The sequence below is a fragment of the Gordonia sp. UBA7860 genome, from assembly GCF_002500165.1.
Classification (GTDB): Bacteria; Actinomycetota; Actinomycetes; order Mycobacteriales; family Mycobacteriaceae; genus Gordonia; species Gordonia sputi.
Map to the genome: position 1 here is coordinate 15426 of NZ_DLSO01000045.1, position 16745 is coordinate 32170.

Sequence of the window (16745 nt, forward strand, 5' to 3'; positions counted from 1 at the left end):
GAAATCCGGACAATTTCGACTAGTCGTCGACAAAAATCGACGGAGCGTCGATTTTGTTCTAGATTGGCCCCCATGACACAAGCGGCAGCTCCGGAGCAGGCACCCTCGAAGGTGCGCTCGTCGACAGCACTGATCGTCGTTGCCGCGGCGGCGTCTGTGCTGTTGCTCTCGATGATTCAGACCCTCGCGGTGCCCGCTCTGCCGCAGATCGGCCAGCAGCTCGGCGTCTCGCTGACCATTGTCGGGTGGGTGACCACGGCGACGATGCTGGCGGCGTCGGCATTCACTCCGCTGTTCGGACGTCTCGGCGACGTCTACGGACACAAGCGGGTGATCGCAGCGGTGCTGCTGATCACCTTGGTGGGCAGTCTCATTGCGGCGCTGGCGAATTCGATCGACTGGCTGATCGTCGGTCGCGTGTTGCAGGGTGCGAGCTTCGGACTCTTCCCGCTGGCGATCAGCGTGTTGCGGCAGGAACTGCCCCGCGAACGTCTCACCGGGGCGATGGCGATCACGGCGTCGTCGTTGGGGGTCGGTAGCGGGTTGGCGCTCGTGGCAACAGGTCTGCTGACACAGGGCGGCGCCGACTATCGACGCATTTTCTGGCTGTGTGTGGCGATGTCGGCCGTCGTTCTGGTGCTCGTGATCTTCGCGATTCCGTCTCGACCGGGAACGGGCGGTCGTGTCGACTACTTCGGCGCGCTGGTGCTCGCGGTCGGTCTGGTCTGCCTCCTGCTGCCGACGTCGCAGGGCCACACGTGGGGCTGGGGGTCGGCACGTGTGATCGGCCTCTACGTCGCCGCCGTCGTCGTGCTCGGCGGCTTCTGGATACTGCAGAGTCGACGCGGCGAGCCGCTGGTGTCCGTCGACCTGCTCAAGCACCGAGCAGTTCTCGCGACGAACGTCGCGTCGCTCTGCGTCGGGTTCGCGATGTTCAGCGTGTTCCTCGGCGCGACGTACTTCGTGCAGACCCCGGACGCGTTGGCGGGCTACGGGTTCGGTGCCTCTGTCCTACGGACCAGCGTCGCGTTCATGCTTCCCGGCGCGATCGTGTCGATCCTCGTAGGCCCGGTCGCAGGCGGACTGGTCGGCCGTGTGGGTCCCCGCATCGTGCTGCTCGGTGCAAGCGTGATCGGCGTGGTCGGAATGCTGATGCTGACTCTCTTGCACGAGAACACCGGCGAGATGATCGCGGGCCTCATCGTTGCGAATGTGGCTGTGGCCGCAGCATATTCGGCCATGCCTGCGCTCCTGGTCGAGAATGTCGAGCCGCACGAGACCGGCATCGCCAATTCGATCAACTCCATCATGCGCACGGTCGGTGGCGCGATCGGCAGCGCGGTCATCATCACCGTGCTCGCTGCCGAGGTCGCGATTCACGTCGTGGGTGGCACCGCGGTCTCGCTTCCGACGGAGAACGCCTACCGCGCCGCGTTCCTACTCGGCGCCGGAGCGTTCGCGCTCGCTGCCCTTCTCGCGGCCTTCGGGATTCCACGTCGAAGCCCGCACCACCTGACGGCGCATCAGCGTGAAGAAGAGATCGCGCTCGGTGCCGCGGGCGAGTTCGCGACCGGGTCCGTCGACGTCGACTGACGATCTGGCTCGAGTTGCGTGGGACACAGGGGTACAAAAATGCCCCCGAGCGTCCCACGTAACTGACGGGATTGCACGCAACTCGGTCGCTCAGGCCAGCAGCCACGCGATCACCGCGATGACGGGGATCGAGACCAGGGTGGTGAGCAGTGCGGTGTCGCGCGCGAGTACCTGCCCCCGCCGATACCGAGTCGCGTAGACCAGCACGTTCTGGGCAGTCGGCAGCGCCGCGATCACGACCTGCGCGAACAACGTGTGTCCTGATTCTCCGAACCCCCATCGCGCGATCACGTAGACCAACGCGGGCATGAACAGCATCTTGAGCACGGTTGCGAGTGCGACCTCGCGCCGCGGACTCTGTCCCTTCTTGAACAGCGGCACACCTGTCAGCGACATTCCGAATGCCAGGAGTGCCGCGGGAACCGACGCGCTGCCGAGCATTTTCATCGGTTCGAGGATCGCGCTGGGCGGATGCCACCCGATCAGCGAAACGATCACTCCGATCAGCCCGCCGATCACGATCGGGTTGGTCAGCGGGAGTCGCAGGGTGTCGCGCAGCACCGACTTTCCGGCGGTGCGGTCCAACGCCGTGACGTCGAGTACGCCCAACGCCAGCGGCGAATAGATCAGAATCTGAAACAGCAGTAGCGGCGCGATGAACGAGGCGTCGTCGAGAACGAAGATCGCTATCGGTAGACCGAGGTTGACGCTGTTGACGTACGACGACGAGAGCGCGCCGATGGTCAGTTCCGGTATATCGCGACGTTGCAGAATGCCGCGGGCCAGCACGATGTAGAGCGTTCCGGTCGCAAACGCCGAAACTCCTGCGACGACGAGCGTCGACGAGAAGATGACCGAGAGGTCGGAGGTCACCAGCGACGAGAACAGCAATGCCGGCGTACAGACGAAGAACACCAGTCGCGACAGCACGTCATGTGCGTGTTCACCGAGGATCTGCGTCCGGCCCAGGGCGAATCCGATGGCCACCAGAATGAAGATGACGGTGAAACCGGAGACGACGCCTGACACTCGGATGAGTGTATGCAGCCGGGCCCGTGCGCTTTTCACTAAGCTGGCTGCAGCATTGGAGTGACCTCGCCCTGTGGGGCGTGCCCGGTCCCTCTGGCAGTACGGTCGGTGCGGCGATAACGCCGACGGCGATCCCAACGAGGGAAACCAAAAGGGCGAACCCAGAGAGGTGAACCCAGAGAGGTGAACGCAGATGTCCACTCCGTATGGAGGTTCGAGCGCATCGGATCCAGAGCGCCCAGACCAGAACTCGACCGGCTCCGACGGTTCCGGCACACCCAGCGCTGACGCACCAGGGACGACGCCGAGCGACGATGCCACCTCGCTGATCAAGCGGCCCAGCTCCGGCTCGGAGGGTCCGGGGGCTTCGGGTTCAGCGGCTTCGGGTTCAGGGGCCTCGGGTTCAGGGGCCTCGGGTGCAACTCCGCCGACCGGCAGCGGATCACCTGAGCCTCCGACGACCAAGTTCGACCCATCCGCCTACGGCCCGCCCTCGCAGGGGGAGTCGCCATACCAGCCCCCGCAGTACGGTTCGACGCCCGACTACGGCTCGGGCTCGCAGGCTCCGCAGTACGGTTCGACGCCCGACTACGGCTCCGGCTCGCAGGCTCCGCAGTACGGCCAGACACCCGACTACGGCCAGACGCCTGGCTCGACGCCCGACTATGGCACCCCGCAGGGTTTCGGTCAGTCGTCTGCCGAGTCCGGGCAGTCACCGTACGGTCAACCGCCCTACGGCCAGTCCTCGTACGGCCAGTCCTCTTACGGTCAGCCCGGCTATGGCCAGCAGGCGTACGGACAACCCGCCTATGGTCAACCCGCCTATGGTCAGCCCGGCTATGGCCAGCAGGCATATGGGCAACCTGCCGGCTACCCGGCGGCGGGACAGTCGACGAACGGCCTGGCGATCGCGTCGTTGGTGTCATCCATCCTCGGTATCTTCTGCTGCGGGGTGCTCTCGATTCTCGGGCTCGTGCTCGGTGTGGTCGCCAAGCGACAGATCAGGGACTCCAACGGGACCCAGACGGGCGATGGAATGGCCACCGCAGGGATCATCATCGGCGGCATCGCACTGGTGCTCTGGATCATCTACTGGATTTTTGTCGCCGCTGGCGTGGTGAACATGAATTTCAACACCACATAGCGTGCTCGACGTCGTTTTGGAGGTTGACCGCGCGACCGGTAGTCTAGAGAGGTTGCGTGCTGCGCCCGAGGGTTGCGTGGCACGTCCACCCACGCCGGTCGACGCTCCACTCTGTGGAGAATGGACGACCTGAGGGCACGGTCCGCGAGGGCCAGCGTTACGGGTTCGCGAGGGCCACGGTTGCAGGTCTGCGAGGACCACAGTGACCTGTCCGCGAGGACCACAGTGAGACACAGTCCGTAAGGACACAGTAGAGAAGGGCACAACCATGGCTGTACCGAAGCGCCGGATGTCGCGGGCCAACACCCGCAGCCGTCGTTCGCAGTGGAAAGCGGACAACCCCGCGCTGCAGGAGGTCAAGGTGAACGGTGTTGCTCAGCGCATCCCGCGTCGTCTGGTCAAGGCTGCGCGCGCTGGCATCATCGATCTCGACCGCCGCTGATCGCGACATAACCTCAGCGACTTAATCCAGCACAACTGCCGCAACGTCCCAGACGTTGCGGCAGTTGTGCTGTTCTGTGGAAGTACACCTGGAAAAGCACTCCTCCGGAACTACGCCGTGAACGTCGGCCGGTGCAGAAGTACACCGTGAATGTGCAGATGTTCGCCGTGAAAGCGAGGTGCCGATGCTGCTTGCGATCCTGAACATCGCGGGTATCGGGGTGTTCGCTGCGTCGGGAGCGTTGGTCGGAATCCGAAAGGACTTCGACATCTGGGGGATCGCGACGGTTGCGGTGCTGACCGGAGTCGGTGGCGGCATATTGCGCGATCTTCTGCTCGGCATCACCCCGCCCTCGGCGCTGGACAACTGGGTCCCCGTCACGACAGCACTGATCGCCGCGCTGGTGACGGTGATCTTCCATCCGTCGTTTGCGCTGCTGCGTCGGACCATCGTTGTCCTCGACGCGATCGGCATGGGGTTGTTCGCCGCCACCGGCGCGAGTATCGCGATCGACCATCACGCGCACGCCTTCGCCGCAACCCTCATCGGGATGCTCGCGGCGATCGGCGGTGGCGTCCTGCGCGACGTGCTCGCCAACGAGATCCCGTTGCTCCTGCAACCAGCTGATCTCTACGCCGTGCCCGCAATCGTCGCCGCCGCGGTGGTCGCGATCGGCAGAACGTACTCCGACCTGCCGTCGCAGGTCTGGGTCATCGCAGGACTCATCGTCGGCGCACTGCTACGCCTGGTTGCGCTCGCCCTCGGTTGGCGGCTGCCGATGGCGCCACGCGGCGTCGGCTACAACTGGCGTCGTCGAGGGTGACGGGCGGCGATGCACCCCTCTCACCGCCGGTCTGGGGTGACTACTGAGCGATGACCTTGTTCACCAGTCGGTTCAGCGAGTTGGGGATGAACTTCGCCGCGTTGCCCAGCACGAGCGTCTGGGTGCCGACGGAGTAGCTCGTGCGGTGCAGCCGCAGATCTTTCTTGGTGGGATGGACCGACTCCCAGATCTTGTCGGCGACCTGCTCGGGGGTGATCCGCACGCCGAGCGTTTTGGTCGACTTGGCGTCGTTGGCCGCCAGCGCGGTCTTGGCCCACAGCGGCCAGATGCTCACGACGCGGATGCCGTCGGGTTCCCACTCGAGTTCGAGTGCCTCGGTGAGTCCCGCGACGTAGAACTTGCTGGCGCTGTAGGTGGCGATGCCCGGCTGCCCGTAGATCGCCGACGCCGAGGCGATGTTCACCAGGTGTGAGCCCGGCGTCTTCTTGAGGTATTTGTGTGCGGCCTGGGCTCCCAGCGTCACGCCCAGTGCGTCGATGTCGATCTGACGACGCACGGCGTCGGGGGAGATGTCGGCGAGCTTGCCCTCGGTGAGCACGCCCGCGTTGTTGTCGAGGACGTCGAGGGTTCCGCCGGTGTGTGCTGTGAAGTCGGCCAGAGCGTCGTCCCACTCCTTGGGGTCGCGGACGTCGATCTTGCCGGTGATGAAATCTGGGTGGTTCGCCTTCACCTTGTCGAGCGCGTCGTTGTCGACGTCGTACACGCCGACGGTCCACCCCTCGTGTGCGAAACGCTCCGCCGTGGCCAGGCCGATACCCGCGGCCCCACCGGTGATGAAGATCGATGACATGAGGTCCCTGCCCTTCTGAACTGCGACGACGTTCCGCTCCCGAAACTTACTCGCCAGTATAGATGTCCAAGTTGTTTACTACGTCACACCGGGGTGCTATCTTGACAACAAGCGTTGATATGACATCAGCTGTTGATATGACATTAGTCGTTGATACAAAACTGAGGGTCAACACCTCACTGCTCTGCCAGTGAAATCCAGGTCGCCGAGTTCCGCCGCAGGCGGAGATGGGAAGTCGAGCACCATGACTGCTGCAATGGACCGCACCGAACCCACCGACGATGTCGTCGGCAACGTCGTGAGTATTCGTGACGAGGGTGCCGACGCCGTGTCCGAGCGTCTCCTTGCTTCGGCGGCGCGGCTCTCGCGCAACGCCATGACGGAGATCGACTGGAGCCTTCCGATGGACCCGACCAAGTACGGGTGTAGCCCGGAGTGGTCGTCGCTCTACGGCACGGACTACTGGGACGAGATGACCGAGGAACAGCGGATCTCGGTGACCCGTCACGAGTTCGCGTCGATCATGAACATCGGCATCTGGTTCGAGATGATCCTGCAGGAGATGGTCATCCGCGATCAGTACCTCGGCGCCTATCACAGCAATGAGTTCCAGTTCGCGCTCACCGAGATCGCCGACGAGTGTCGTCACTCGATCATGTTCGCCAAGGCGTCGGAGAAGATGGTCGGCACGTCGTACAAGCCCACCAAGTGGGTCGGTCGCGCGGGCAAGCTGTTCAAGCGCACCGCCAAGAACGAGGTCGCGTTCGCGGGCATCCTGGTCGCCGAAGAGGTACTCGACGTCTTTCAGCGCGGCTGCATGCGCGACGAGCGGGTGCTCCCGTTCATCCGTACCGTCAACGAGATTCACGTTCTCGAAGAGTCGCGCCACATGAAGTTCGCGCGTGAAGAGGTCCGCGATTCGATGAAGGGTGTCGGCTGGTTCCGTCGTCAGTTCAGCGCGCTCTACGTCGCGCTCGGTGGCTACTTCATCGTGTCGAGCCTGGTGCAGCGTCAGGCCTTCGTCGACGCCGGGCTCGACGCCGATCGTGCTGTCGCAGAGATGAATACCAACTCGCACTTCCACTCGATGATCCGCGGTAGCTGTGCGCACCTCATGGAGTTCCTCGACGAGGTCGGCCTGCTGACCAAGCCCGCCGCGTACTACTACCGGAAAGTGCACATGCTCTGATGTTCGTCATCACTCAGTCCTGCTGCAGCGACGCAGCATGTGTATCAGTGTGTCCGGTCAACTGCATTCATCCGACGCCGGAGGAGCGCGGTTTCGGCACCTCCGACATCCTGCACATTGATCCGCAGGCCTGCATCGACTGCGGTGCGTGTGCAGACGCGTGCCCCGTCGACGCGATCTTCCCGGCCGAGAACCTCGGCACCAGGGACAAGGTCTTCATCGAGATCAACGCCGACTACTACAAGAACAACCCGGACGTGAAGTCGGGCTGGTCCGACGTTGTGTACCCCGAGATTCCGAAATTGCCTGCGGGACTTCGTGTTGCGCTGGTGGGCACCGGACCGTCGGGTGGCTACGCGTTGCGTACGCTGCTCGACCGCACCGAGGCGTCGGTCACCGTGATCGACAAATTGCCGACGCCCGGCGGCCTGGTTCGTGCGGGCGTCGCCCCCGACCATCCCGGCACCAAGGGTGTCCTGCGCGGATTCGATCTGCTCTACCGCGATCCGCGCGTCACGATGGCGACCAACGTCGAGGTCGGCGAGTCAGAGGGACAGATCACGCCCGCCGAACTCGCCGAGCATTTCGACGCGGTCTTCTACGCGGTCGGTGCGAGCGAGTCACGGCGCCTTGGCATTCCGGGTGAGGACCTGCCCGGATCGACGTCGGCGACCGAGCTCGTCGCCTGGTACAACGCGGTGCCCGGTGCCGACGCGGCTCCGCCTATCCGCCGCTCGACTGACGCCGATCCGGCGAGCGGACGCGCCGTGATCGTCGGAACCGGAAACGTGGCCCTCGACGTCGCGCGAATCCTGGTGTCGCCACCGGAACTGTTGGCCACCACCGACATTGCCGACCGCGCGCTGGGCATCCTGGAAGAGCAGAACGTCCACGAGGTAGTCCTGCTCGGTCGTCGAGATCAGGCGCATGCGGCCTACACGTCTGCCGAATACCGTGCGCTGTCGACGATTCCGGGTGTCGAGGTGCTCGTCGTCGACGACGCCGACGGTGCCGGAGTTCCTGACCTCACCGGGCCTGCGGACCCCGACCACCGACGAATAGTGTTCCTGTTCCACAGCACTCCCGACGAGATTCTCGGCGACGAGCGCGTCGAAGGCGTGACCGTCTCGACCGGTGGGCAGACACATCGGATCGACGCCGACCTCGCGGTGCGCAGCATCGGATACCGCTCGGTTCCCATCGCGGGACTTCCCTTCGACGACGCTCGCGGACTGTTCCCCAACGTCGACGGACGGATGCTCGACGACTCGGGCGAGATCATTCCGGGTTCGTACGTGCTCGGCTGGGCCAAGCGCGGTCCCAGTGGTGGCATCGGGGCGAACAAGAAGTGCGCCCAGCTGACTGTCGAGGACTTCATCCGCGACGCGGTCGACGGCAAGTTGACTCGCACCACCCGTCAGCGCGGCGAGTTCGCCTCGTTGCTGCGCAAGCGAACTCGACACGTCATCGGCTATCGCGGTATGCGAGCGATCGACCGGATCGAGCGTCGACGCGGCTCCGAACAGGGCCGTCCGCGGGTGAAGTTCACCCGTGTCGGCGACATGGTCGGCGCTGCGGGCTGGCGTAAGCGGTAGCGGCCGAGGCATTCGACGTTTCCAGCTCTGCACGGCCCGGTCCTGCCTAGCCCCGTCCTGCCCAGCCCCGTCCTGCCTAGCTCAGTCCTGCTTGGCTTCGGACTCGACGGTGTGCAGGCCGAGTCCCTCCTCCTCGGGGAGCAGTTGCTTCTCTCCGGTCATCGGGTTGGTTTCCTCGAGTGGGGGGACCGGCCGACCGTCGAGCACGAGAGTCATTCTCTCTTTGTCGAGTTCGCCCTCCCATGCGGCGACGACGAAGGTGGCGACGCAATTGCCGATCAGGTTCACCGACACCCGCATCGAGTCCATGATGCGGTCGGCGCCGAGCAGAAGGGCAACGGCCGCAACGGGAATCGATCCGTGACCGATGGCCGAGATCGTCGCCGACAATGCCAGAAACGACGAACCCGGTACTCCCGCCATGCCTTTCGACGTCAGCATAAGGACCAGCATCGCAGTGAGCTGCTCGCCGAGGCTGAGGTGCACGCCCATCGCCTGTGAGAGGAACAGCACGCAGATCGACAGATACAGGGTCGCGCCGTCGAGGTTGAACGAATAGCCGGTCGGCACAACGAGTCCCGTGACGGACCGCGAACACCCCGCGTACGTCAACTTGGTCATGATGCGCGGCAGCACCACTTCCGTCGACGCGGTGCCGAGTGCGACGAACAGCTCATCCTTGATGTAGACGATGAACTTCCACAGGTTGACGCCTGCGAAGACCCGGACGATGACCCCGAGAACCAGGATGAACAGCACCGCCGCGAGGTAGCAGCATGCAATGAGTTTGCCGTAGCTGCCCAGCGACGAGATGCCGTACTGGCCGATGATGTACGCCATCGCGCCGAACGCTCCGAGCGGAGCCAGCTTCATGATCCAGCCGATCATGGTGAAGAAGACGTGGCTGGACCGATCGACAAACCCGGCCAAGAACGGTGCCTTCTCGCCGATCTTGGCCAGCGCGAGTCCGAAGAGGACCGCGAAGAACAGCACCTGCAGCAACTCGTTCTCGGTGAAGGCCGAGATCGCCGACGTCGGGATGATGTTCAGCAAGAATTCGACGGTGCGGGGGAGTTCGCCGTTGCTGGTCTTTTTCGCGACGGCGTCGGCTCCGGTCGCCAGGGTTTCGGGATTCACGTCGAAACCGGCGCCAGGTTTGACGATGTTGCCGATCACGAGCCCGAAGATCAGGGCGAACGTGGTGACCACCTCGAAGTAGATGAGTGCCTTGATCCCGATTCGTCCGACGGCCTTCATGTCGCCGACATGGACGATGCCGAGCACGACGGTGCAGAAGATGATCGGTGCGCATGCACAACCCGTCGAAGGCCCGCGAAGCGTCACGAAGTTGCCGGTAATCTGCGCGTTGCTCAGCGGGTTCTCAGTCGAAGTCGATAAGACTGTCTACATGCGCATTCTTGTTGTCGACGACGACCGGGCGGTCCGCGAGTCGCTGCGCCGCTCGCTGACGTTCAACGGATACACCGTCGACACCGCTGGTGACGGCATCGAAGCGCTGGAGAAGATCGTGGCCGAGCGGCCCGACGTGGCGATTCTCGATGTGATGATGCCCCGGCTCGACGGTCTCGAGGTGTGTCGTCGACTCCGATCGACCGGCGACGACCTGCCGATCCTGGTGCTCACCGCCCGCGACACCGTCTCCGAGCGGGTCTCCGGCCTCGACGCCGGCGCCGACGATTACCTGCCCAAGCCGTTCGCTCTCGAAGAACTGCTCGCGCGGCTGCGTGCACTGCTGCGCCGCGCGGCACCCGAGGAAGACGCCGATTCGGAGGCGCTCACCTTCGCCGACCTCTCACTCGACCCGGTGACCCGCGACGTCTCGCGCGGCGAACGCCAGATCAGCCTCACCCGCACCGAGTTCGCGCTGCTGGAGATGCTGATGGCCAATCCCCGGCGGGTGCTCTCCCGCAGCCGCATCCTCGAAGAGGTGTGGGGCTACGACTTCCCGACGTCGGGTAACGCGCTCGAGGTCTACGTCGGATACCTGCGTCGCAAGACCGAAGCCGACGGTGAGTCGAGGCTGATACACACCGTGCGCGGCGTCGGCTACGTGCTACGTGAGACGCCGCCCTAGTGCCGTCTGTGCTTCGACTCCGCCTCGCACGGATGTGGTTGCGGGTGCGTCCGGAGGGCAAGTCGGGCGAAATGCGCGACCCGATGCCCTTGACCCGGTTGGTCTCGCTGCGCCTGCGCGTCACGTTGTTGTCGGCGACGGTCGTACTGGTGTCGGTGGGCCTGATGGCCGCTGCCGCGTACTTCGTGGTGTACCGCGCGATGTACAACGAGGTCGACAACCAGCTCGAATCCCGCGCAGACGGCATGACCGCGCTCGCGAAGATGGGGACGCTCAACGACCGGCCCGAGGCGTTGGTCGCGGGAACGGTGTTCTCCACCAATATCTCTCTCGCGCTGGTGAAACCGAGCGGGCAAACCTACCTGGTCGGGTCGGTGCCATTCGAGGACGTCGAACGCAAAGTCGCGCGCTCGCCGTCGAATCCGGGAAACAACCTGCAGAGTCTGCGGACCGTCAACAACCAACGGGTGCTCGCGCGCAAACTCGACGACGGCAACACCCTCATCCTCGCGCAGAGTCTGCTGCACACCGATCGTGTCCTCAAACGACTGGCGTGGGTTCTCTTCGTCGTGGGGTGTGGCGGCGTCGCGCTCGCGGCAATTGCAGGTACGACGGTCGCGCGTGCGGGTCTTCGACCTGTCGCCCGCCTCACTCGCGCTACGGAACGGGTCGCACGCACGCAGGACCTCACCCCGATTCCGGTGGCGGGAAACGACGAATTGGCACGTCTCACCGAGAGTTTCAACACCATGCTGCGCGCGTTGGCTCAGTCGCGCGATCAGCAGGCGCGACTCGTTGCCGACGCGGGCCACGAATTGCGTACTCCGCTCACGTCTTTGCGCACGAATCTCGAATTGCTCATGGCCGCAAGCGAACCCGGCGCGCCCGCGGTGCCCGCGGCCGACATGATCGAACTGCGCTCCGACATCGTGGCGCAGATCGAGGAATTGTCCACTCTGGTGGGCGATCTCGTCGACCTCGCGCGCGAGGACACCCCCGAGGTGGTCTTCGAGGAGGTCGACCTCGACGAACTCGTCGAGACAGCGCTCGAGCGAGTACGTCGACGCCGCGTCGACGTCGAATTCGAGGTGCATCTCGAGCCGTGGTTCGTATTCGGTGAGCAGCACGGGCTCTCGCGTGCGGTGGTCAACGTTCTCGACAATGCAGCGAAGTGGAGTCCGCGTGGGCGTTCGGTGCTCGTGACGCTGCGACAGCTCGACACCGGCACGGCCGAATTCTCCGTCTCCGACGCGGGCCCTGGTATCCCACCGGAGGATCGGGAGTTGGTGTTCGAACGCTTCTATCGGTCGACGCAGTCGCGGTCGATGCCCGGGTCGGGGCTCGGCCTCGCGATCGTGCGGCAGGTCGTCGACCGGATGGGCGGGACCGTCCGGGCCGACCAGTCGAGCCTCGGTGGCGCGATGATCACGATGACGCTGCCCGGACGACCGACGCCCGTGGAACCTTCACCGAAGGTGATTCGTCAATAGTTTCGGGAGACGACGCATCCGGCCTATCGCTTACCTACGCGAGCAGACGGTCCCATAGTGTTGAGCCACAAGTGAGCGCCGGACCAGAAGGGCGGTCCGGCGTCGAAGATCGGTCGATTGACCGCCGTCTGCCAGGGCGCGGTCTGAACAAGGCGAGGAAAGAAGCACGACGATGACAGGTGGAGGCCCGCACGGGGGGAATCCGTACGGAAACGACCCGCAGACCGGTGGATTTCCCGCGTACGGCTCGGGTCACGGCGATTCGCAGCAGAGCCCGGGCGGCCAGCAGGGTTACGGCGCACCACCGACGCAGCAGTACTACGGACCGCCCGCCGGTCAGCAGCACAACCAAGCGTGGGGTGCGACAGGTTCGACGACGCCGACCGACCACTCGTTCAGCGGTTTCCAGCCCGAGTCTCCGACGGGATTCGACTCGTCGGATCCGGGTCGCTCAACGTCGTCGAAGAAGTCGCGCGGAGGACTCATCGCAGCCCTCGTCGGTGGCGCACTGGTGATCGGTTTGGTCGCAGGCGGAATCGGCGGCGTCGTCGGAGCAAAGGTCTCCGACGATGACTCGACGTCGAGCAGTTCGGCGCCGCTCGGCGGCGATCCGAACACCAACAGTCAGAACGTGGCTGCCGCGCCCGCGGGGTCGGTGCAGGAGGTCGCCGCCAAGACGCTCCCGTCCGTGGTGTCGATCGACGTGGTCAGCGGGACCGAGGCGGGCGAGGGATCGGGCGTCATCCTCTCCGACGACGGATACATCATGACCAATAACCACGTTGTCGCCGGCTCATCCGGAAGCGGAAGGCCGTCGGCGATCCAGGTCAACTTTCAAGACGGCACGCGCGCATCGGCGAAGCTGATCGGCGCCGACTCGATCTCCGACATCGCGGTGATCAAGGTCGAGAAGAACAACCTCCCGCCGATCAACGTCGGAACGTCGAAGAACCTGGCCGTCGGGCAGTCGGTCATCGCGATCGGTGCGCCCCTCGGACTTCAGGGCACCGTCACCACAGGCATCATCAGCGCGTTGAACCGTCCCGTATCCACGTCGCGCGACGGTGGAACGACGTCGGTCATCGACGCCATCCAGACCGACGCCGCGATCAATCCGGGTAACTCGGGTGGCGCTCTGGTCAACGCCAGGGGCGCCCTGATCGGCATCAACACCGCGATCGCATCGCTCGGTGCATCCGAACAGCAGCAGAGCGGCAGTATCGGCCTCGGCTTCGCGATCCCAATCGACCAGGCCATCCGCGTCGCCAATGAACTCCGGAACAACGGCGGCAAGGCGACACATGCCAGCCTCGGGGTGTCGGTGCGGCCGAACAGTCCCGCGAGCACGCCCGGTGCTGTGATCTCCGACGTCACGGCCGGTGGGCCTGCCGCGCAGGCGGGTATCCCCAAGAACGCGATCGTCACCAAACTCGACGACCGGAACATCGCGTCGGGCGATGCGTTGGTCGCCGCGGTGCGCTCGCACGCACCCGGTGAGAAGGTGACGGTCACCTACGTGGCGGATGGGCAGACCCGCACAGCGTCGGTGACGCTGGGAACGCTCACCACCAATTGACCGGTGCCGTCGCTCGATCACTCGAGCATCTGCCAGCCACCAGAATGTGTCACCGACTCATATGCCACAGAGTGATATGCCACCGACTGATCATCGAGGCCCCCGATCTGAGACCATGAGCAAGGGGCGAGAACAGGCGAGAACGAGAAAGAGGCGAGCATGATCGAATCAAGCCGCAGTCCGCAAGGCTCAACCCTCACCGACGACGATGCGTCGAGCGTGATCGATCCGATCGCGTTGGAGGCTTCCGAGGTCGATCCCGCCGACGTGGTTGCCGCAGACGCTGCGGCCCGCGAGTTTGTTGCCCGCCACACCAGCGAGGCGGCCGGGACCGCGGGCGACGAGATCGGTAGAGCGCTGGTGGTTGTCGTCGACGACCAGATCGCGCACGGCGAGGTCGCCGACTCACTCGGCCCGCTGGTCGGTGAGCTGCTCAACGAGGCAGGCTTTCACGTCGACGCGACGCTCGCAGTGTCCGGCGACGAGATCGAGATCCGCAATGCGCTCAACACCGCGGTCATCGGGGGCGTCGACCTGGTGGTTTCGGTCGGTGGCGTCGGAGTCGGTGCTCGCGATGTGGCTCCCGAGGCCACCGAGCCGCTGCTCGACCGCCGACTTCGCGGCATCGAAGAAGCAGTCCGAAGCTCCGGTCTCGCTGCGGGAGCCACCGACGGCGGGCTGTCGCGGGGGCTCGCGGGCATCTCGGGGCAGACGCTCGTGGTCAACATCGCCGAGTCGCGCGCGGCCGTTCGCGACGGAATGGCTACTGTGGCGCCACTCGCCAAGCACGTAATCGAGTCGATCAGCGAGTTCTGAGTCGAGCGAATCGAATGGTGCGCAAATATCAGGAAATGCGCACGTGTGCATGACTTCGGTTCACTTTGTGTTCACGGAAATTTCTGCAGCATGCGGTTTAGGTTCTGAGACGGAATAGTCGATATGTCGCAAGAAGGCTCGAATCGCGAGACGCAGGCCGGTTCACGACGGAAATCGAGGCATCGTCGCAGGATTGACGATGTCTTCGGCGACGATCTCCCTGAGACCACGTCAGACGAGAGTGACGAAGGTCACATAGGTGATTCTCAGGAGTGGTACCGCGCCCAGCGGCCGCCGCACTATGAGTGAAATGCCGCTTCTGGCACGTCGGACGCAGGGTGTTTTCCTTTTGTTAACACTCTTGCTGACACTGACGTGAAGTCAGCCTGTGAAATCTTGTAAGAGAATGTTGAGATCGTCCTGAGCGTTGCTGTTGCCCGTTTTGATATCGCTCGGATAACGTTCGCTGCGACAACACTCGGTCCCTGCGGGAGGCCGGGGCCGTGGTCCTGCAGTCCGATCAACGTCGGTCAGCAGCAGTGGAACGAGGGGGCAGGGAGTTTTACGCCTCGGTGAGCACGACGAAACAGCGTGTTAACCGGAGCGGACGATGATTCCCGCGAGCCGCCAAGGTCAACCCGAGGGAACGAGTTCGTCTCCCTCGGATAACAGCCGAATCCTGTGAGAGGGAACGAATGAGCAAGTTCAGCAAGCTTGGGCGCCGCGGAGCTGCTGCGGTCGCCGTCGCCGCTGCCGCGGTGATTGGCGCAACCAGCATGGGGGCGGGACACGCGGAAGCCGCGAAGCTGGCCGATGGTTACAAGAAGGCCGTCGCGGGCGACGGTACGACTGTTGAGTCCTGGCGCAAGGGTGAGTACTTCACGCGAGTCGGGACCGTCGCCAACAACCCGCTGTCGCGCGGTCTGGCGATTTCCGGTACCTATACCGTCAAGTCCGCTCCCGGCGTGGGTGGCCAGGTCAACGTCGGCTACATCATCGGTTGCCAGGTCGACATCTCCGGTATCAGCCTGGATCTCGGCGGCACCTTCGACCTCGTTGGTGGTGGACTGACCGGCAGCGGCAGCGTTACCCTGCCGATCAAGCCGGGTCAGATTGCAAACTATTCGCTCTCCAGCGTGAGCCTCTCGGACAAGGGTGTGGCATCGCTGCAGGTTTCGGATCTCCAGGTGATTCTCGACAAGTGCGGCGGCTACGCGTCGGCACGGTCTTACGTTTCCGTCTACGCGGCCAAGGGATTCGACGCCAAGGGAGGCACCCTGAACGTCGACGGACCTCTCGTGAAGTCCACTCTGTACGGCCAGCCTTTCAACGTCAGTTAATCCGCAGCAGGTAATCCAACAACTCACTCTGAGATTTATCTGCTCGTAGGCAGATTGACATTCCACGAAGGGGAATCATGAAGAAGAGCTACACTCGCCGCCTGGCGGCTGTCGCCGCCGTCGCGGGTGCCGCCGCGATGGGTCTGAGCGGTGTCAGTGCAGGACAGGCTGACGCTGGGCCGCTGCCCGGCGGCAAGGTCACCAAGACGCTTGTCGACGGAACTCCGGTCAGCATCACGCTCTCCAAGGAGAGCATCAGCGTCCAGCGTCCGATCAACCAGAGCGCGCTGAGCCGCGAAGCCTGGGGTTCGGGAACGGTCAGCGTCAAGGTTGGCGGCAAGGCCAAGGGCGGCTCCATCAAGGTCGGCTACGAACTGGGATGCCAGGTCGACTTCGGCGTGTCAGGTGGTCTGGGTACGGGCGCGGGCTTCAGGCCCGGCACTGGAAAAGACGGCGAGCCGAGTCCGGACAATGCTGTGTGGAGTGGTACCCAAGGCGGTAACGGACAGGTCACTCTCGGGCCCGGTGGCGTTACCAAGTACTGGCTCATCAGCGGTGACAGCCTCGGAAACAGCATCCAGTCGTCGGACGTGACGAACAAGGATGACGACAACTACACCGCAGGCGATCTGACGTTCACGGGTTCTACCGGTGGAGTCACCTACAGCCAGGAGCACTTCGTTCTGAACGGCTGCGCGGGATACGCATCTGCCCGGACGATCGTGCAGGTGACCGTCAAGACGGACTCCGTCAAGGGCATCGTCACCTACACGGGTAAGCCCTTCAGCCTCGGCTGATCGCG

15 protein-coding genes are annotated in these 16745 nt (G+C 64.2%); 12 read left to right on the plus strand and 3 right to left on the minus strand.

What is annotated here, in order from left to right; genetic code table 11:
* The first annotated feature begins 72 nt into the window (after nucleotides 1-72).
* Complete coding sequence (locus B3T59_RS06465; RefSeq protein WP_287001781.1) at nucleotides 73-1593, plus strand: MFS transporter; 1521 nt, start codon at nucleotides 73-75, stop codon at nucleotides 1591-1593.
* A 90-nt stretch (nucleotides 1594-1683) separates the two neighbouring features.
* On the opposite strand, the gene B3T59_RS06470 is transcribed toward B3T59_RS06465, so the two are convergent.
* Entirely contained in the window at nucleotides 1684-2622 is a 939-nt protein-coding gene (locus B3T59_RS06470; protein WP_287001782.1) for an AEC family transporter, read from the minus strand.
* A gap of 193 nt (nucleotides 2623-2815) precedes the next feature.
* Here B3T59_RS06470 and B3T59_RS06475 point away from each other — a divergent pair, with 193 nt between their 5' ends.
* From B3T59_RS06475 to B3T59_RS06485, 3 genes are all read left to right on the plus strand, one after another.
* The gene (locus tag B3T59_RS06475) at nucleotides 2816-3766 is read left to right on the plus strand and encodes a DUF4190 domain-containing protein (protein ID WP_287001783.1); all 951 of its coding nucleotides are present in this window, start codon (nucleotides 2816-2818) and stop codon (nucleotides 3764-3766) included.
* A gap of 268 nt (nucleotides 3767-4034) precedes the next feature.
* Nucleotides 4035-4208, plus strand: coding sequence for a 50S ribosomal protein L32 (gene rpmF / locus B3T59_RS06480; RefSeq protein WP_005174583.1), 174 nt, complete (start codon nucleotides 4035-4037; stop codon nucleotides 4206-4208).
* Between the two features lie 184 nt (nucleotides 4209-4392).
* Complete coding sequence (locus B3T59_RS06485; protein ID WP_064863809.1) at nucleotides 4393-5031, plus strand: trimeric intracellular cation channel family protein; 639 nt, start codon at nucleotides 4393-4395, stop codon at nucleotides 5029-5031.
* A 40-nt stretch (nucleotides 5032-5071) separates the two neighbouring features.
* On the opposite strand, the gene B3T59_RS06490 is transcribed toward B3T59_RS06485, so the two are convergent.
* Entirely contained in the window at nucleotides 5072-5842 is a 771-nt protein-coding gene (locus B3T59_RS06490) for an SDR family oxidoreductase (protein ID WP_287001784.1), read from the minus strand.
* 244 nt (nucleotides 5843-6086) lie between these two features.
* Here B3T59_RS06490 and B3T59_RS06495 point away from each other — a divergent pair, with 244 nt between their 5' ends.
* Entirely contained in the window at nucleotides 6087-7031 is a 945-nt protein-coding gene (locus B3T59_RS06495; protein ID WP_287001785.1) for an AurF N-oxygenase family protein, read from the plus strand.
* A complete protein-coding gene (locus tag B3T59_RS06500) occupies nucleotides 7031-8626 on the plus strand; it encodes a 4Fe-4S binding protein (protein ID WP_287001786.1) in 1596 nt (531 codons plus the stop codon). Before B3T59_RS06495 ends, B3T59_RS06500 begins: the two co-directional genes overlap by 1 nt.
* Before the next feature lie 81 nt (nucleotides 8627-8707).
* On the opposite strand, the gene B3T59_RS06505 is transcribed toward B3T59_RS06500, so the two are convergent.
* Nucleotides 8708-9970: a cation:dicarboxylate symporter family transporter gene (locus B3T59_RS06505; RefSeq protein ID WP_287001787.1), complete on the minus strand. Its 1263-nt coding sequence runs from the start codon at nucleotides 9968-9970 to the stop codon at nucleotides 8708-8710.
* Between the two features lie 64 nt (nucleotides 9971-10034).
* On the opposite strand from B3T59_RS06505, the gene B3T59_RS06510 reads away from it, so the two are divergent.
* The 6 genes from B3T59_RS06510 to B3T59_RS06535 all read left to right on the plus strand — a co-directional run bounded on the left by B3T59_RS06510 (nucleotide 10035) and on the right by B3T59_RS06535 (nucleotide 16740).
* On the plus strand, nucleotides 10035-10721 hold the full coding sequence (locus tag B3T59_RS06510) for a response regulator transcription factor (RefSeq protein ID WP_005207267.1): 687 nt from the start codon (nucleotides 10035-10037) through the stop codon (nucleotides 10719-10721).
* Between the two features lie 32 nt (nucleotides 10722-10753).
* Entirely contained in the window at nucleotides 10754-12211 is a 1458-nt protein-coding gene (locus B3T59_RS06515; RefSeq protein ID WP_064863806.1) for a sensor histidine kinase, read from the plus strand.
* A gap of 172 nt (nucleotides 12212-12383) precedes the next feature.
* Nucleotides 12384-13787, plus strand: coding sequence for a S1C family serine protease (locus B3T59_RS06520; protein ID WP_287001788.1), 1404 nt, complete (start codon nucleotides 12384-12386; stop codon nucleotides 13785-13787).
* Between the two features lie 159 nt (nucleotides 13788-13946).
* Complete coding sequence (locus B3T59_RS06525) at nucleotides 13947-14603, plus strand: MogA/MoaB family molybdenum cofactor biosynthesis protein (RefSeq protein WP_064870011.1); 657 nt, start codon at nucleotides 13947-13949, stop codon at nucleotides 14601-14603.
* 695 nt (nucleotides 14604-15298) lie between these two features.
* A complete protein-coding gene (locus tag B3T59_RS06530) occupies nucleotides 15299-15943 on the plus strand; it encodes an MspA family porin (RefSeq protein ID WP_287001789.1) in 645 nt (214 codons plus the stop codon).
* A gap of 77 nt (nucleotides 15944-16020) precedes the next feature.
* Nucleotides 16021-16740, plus strand: a complete 720-nt coding sequence (locus B3T59_RS06535; protein ID WP_287001790.1) for an MspA family porin — start codon at nucleotides 16021-16023, stop codon at nucleotides 16738-16740.
* Nucleotides 16741-16745 lie beyond the last annotated feature (5 nt).

What these genes read in the sequence shown, in the direction of transcription:
- B3T59_RS06520 (WP_287001788.1), top strand. Translation starts at nt 12,384, where the DNA reads ATGACAGGTGGAGGCCCGCACGGGGGGAATCCGTACGGAAACGACCCG.
- rpmF (WP_005174583.1), top strand. Translation starts at nt 4,035, where the DNA reads ATGGCTGTACCGAAGCGCCGGATGTCGCGGGCCAACACCCGCAGCCGT.
- B3T59_RS06465 (WP_287001781.1), top strand. Translation starts at nt 73, where the DNA reads ATGACACAAGCGGCAGCTCCGGAGCAGGCACCCTCGAAGGTGCGCTCG.
- B3T59_RS06530 (WP_287001789.1), top strand. Translation starts at nt 15,299, where the DNA reads ATGAGCAAGTTCAGCAAGCTTGGGCGCCGCGGAGCTGCTGCGGTCGCC.
- B3T59_RS06525 (WP_064870011.1), top strand. Translation starts at nt 13,947, where the DNA reads ATGATCGAATCAAGCCGCAGTCCGCAAGGCTCAACCCTCACCGACGAC.
- B3T59_RS06485 (WP_064863809.1), top strand. Translation starts at nt 4,393, where the DNA reads ATGCTGCTTGCGATCCTGAACATCGCGGGTATCGGGGTGTTCGCTGCG.
- B3T59_RS06495 (WP_287001785.1), top strand. Translation starts at nt 6,087, where the DNA reads ATGACTGCTGCAATGGACCGCACCGAACCCACCGACGATGTCGTCGGC.
- B3T59_RS06535 (WP_287001790.1), top strand. Translation starts at nt 16,021, where the DNA reads ATGAAGAAGAGCTACACTCGCCGCCTGGCGGCTGTCGCCGCCGTCGCG.
- B3T59_RS06515 (WP_064863806.1), top strand. Translation starts at nt 10,754, where the DNA reads ATGTGGTTGCGGGTGCGTCCGGAGGGCAAGTCGGGCGAAATGCGCGAC.
- B3T59_RS06510 (WP_005207267.1), top strand. Translation starts at nt 10,035, where the DNA reads ATGCGCATTCTTGTTGTCGACGACGACCGGGCGGTCCGCGAGTCGCTG.
- B3T59_RS06475 (WP_287001783.1), top strand. Translation starts at nt 2,816, where the DNA reads ATGTCCACTCCGTATGGAGGTTCGAGCGCATCGGATCCAGAGCGCCCA.
- B3T59_RS06490 (WP_287001784.1), bottom strand. Translation starts at nt 5,842, where the DNA reads ATGTCATCGATCTTCATCACCGGTGGGGCCGCGGGTATCGGCCTGGCC.
- B3T59_RS06500 (WP_287001786.1), top strand. Translation starts at nt 7,031, where the DNA reads ATGTTCGTCATCACTCAGTCCTGCTGCAGCGACGCAGCATGTGTATCA.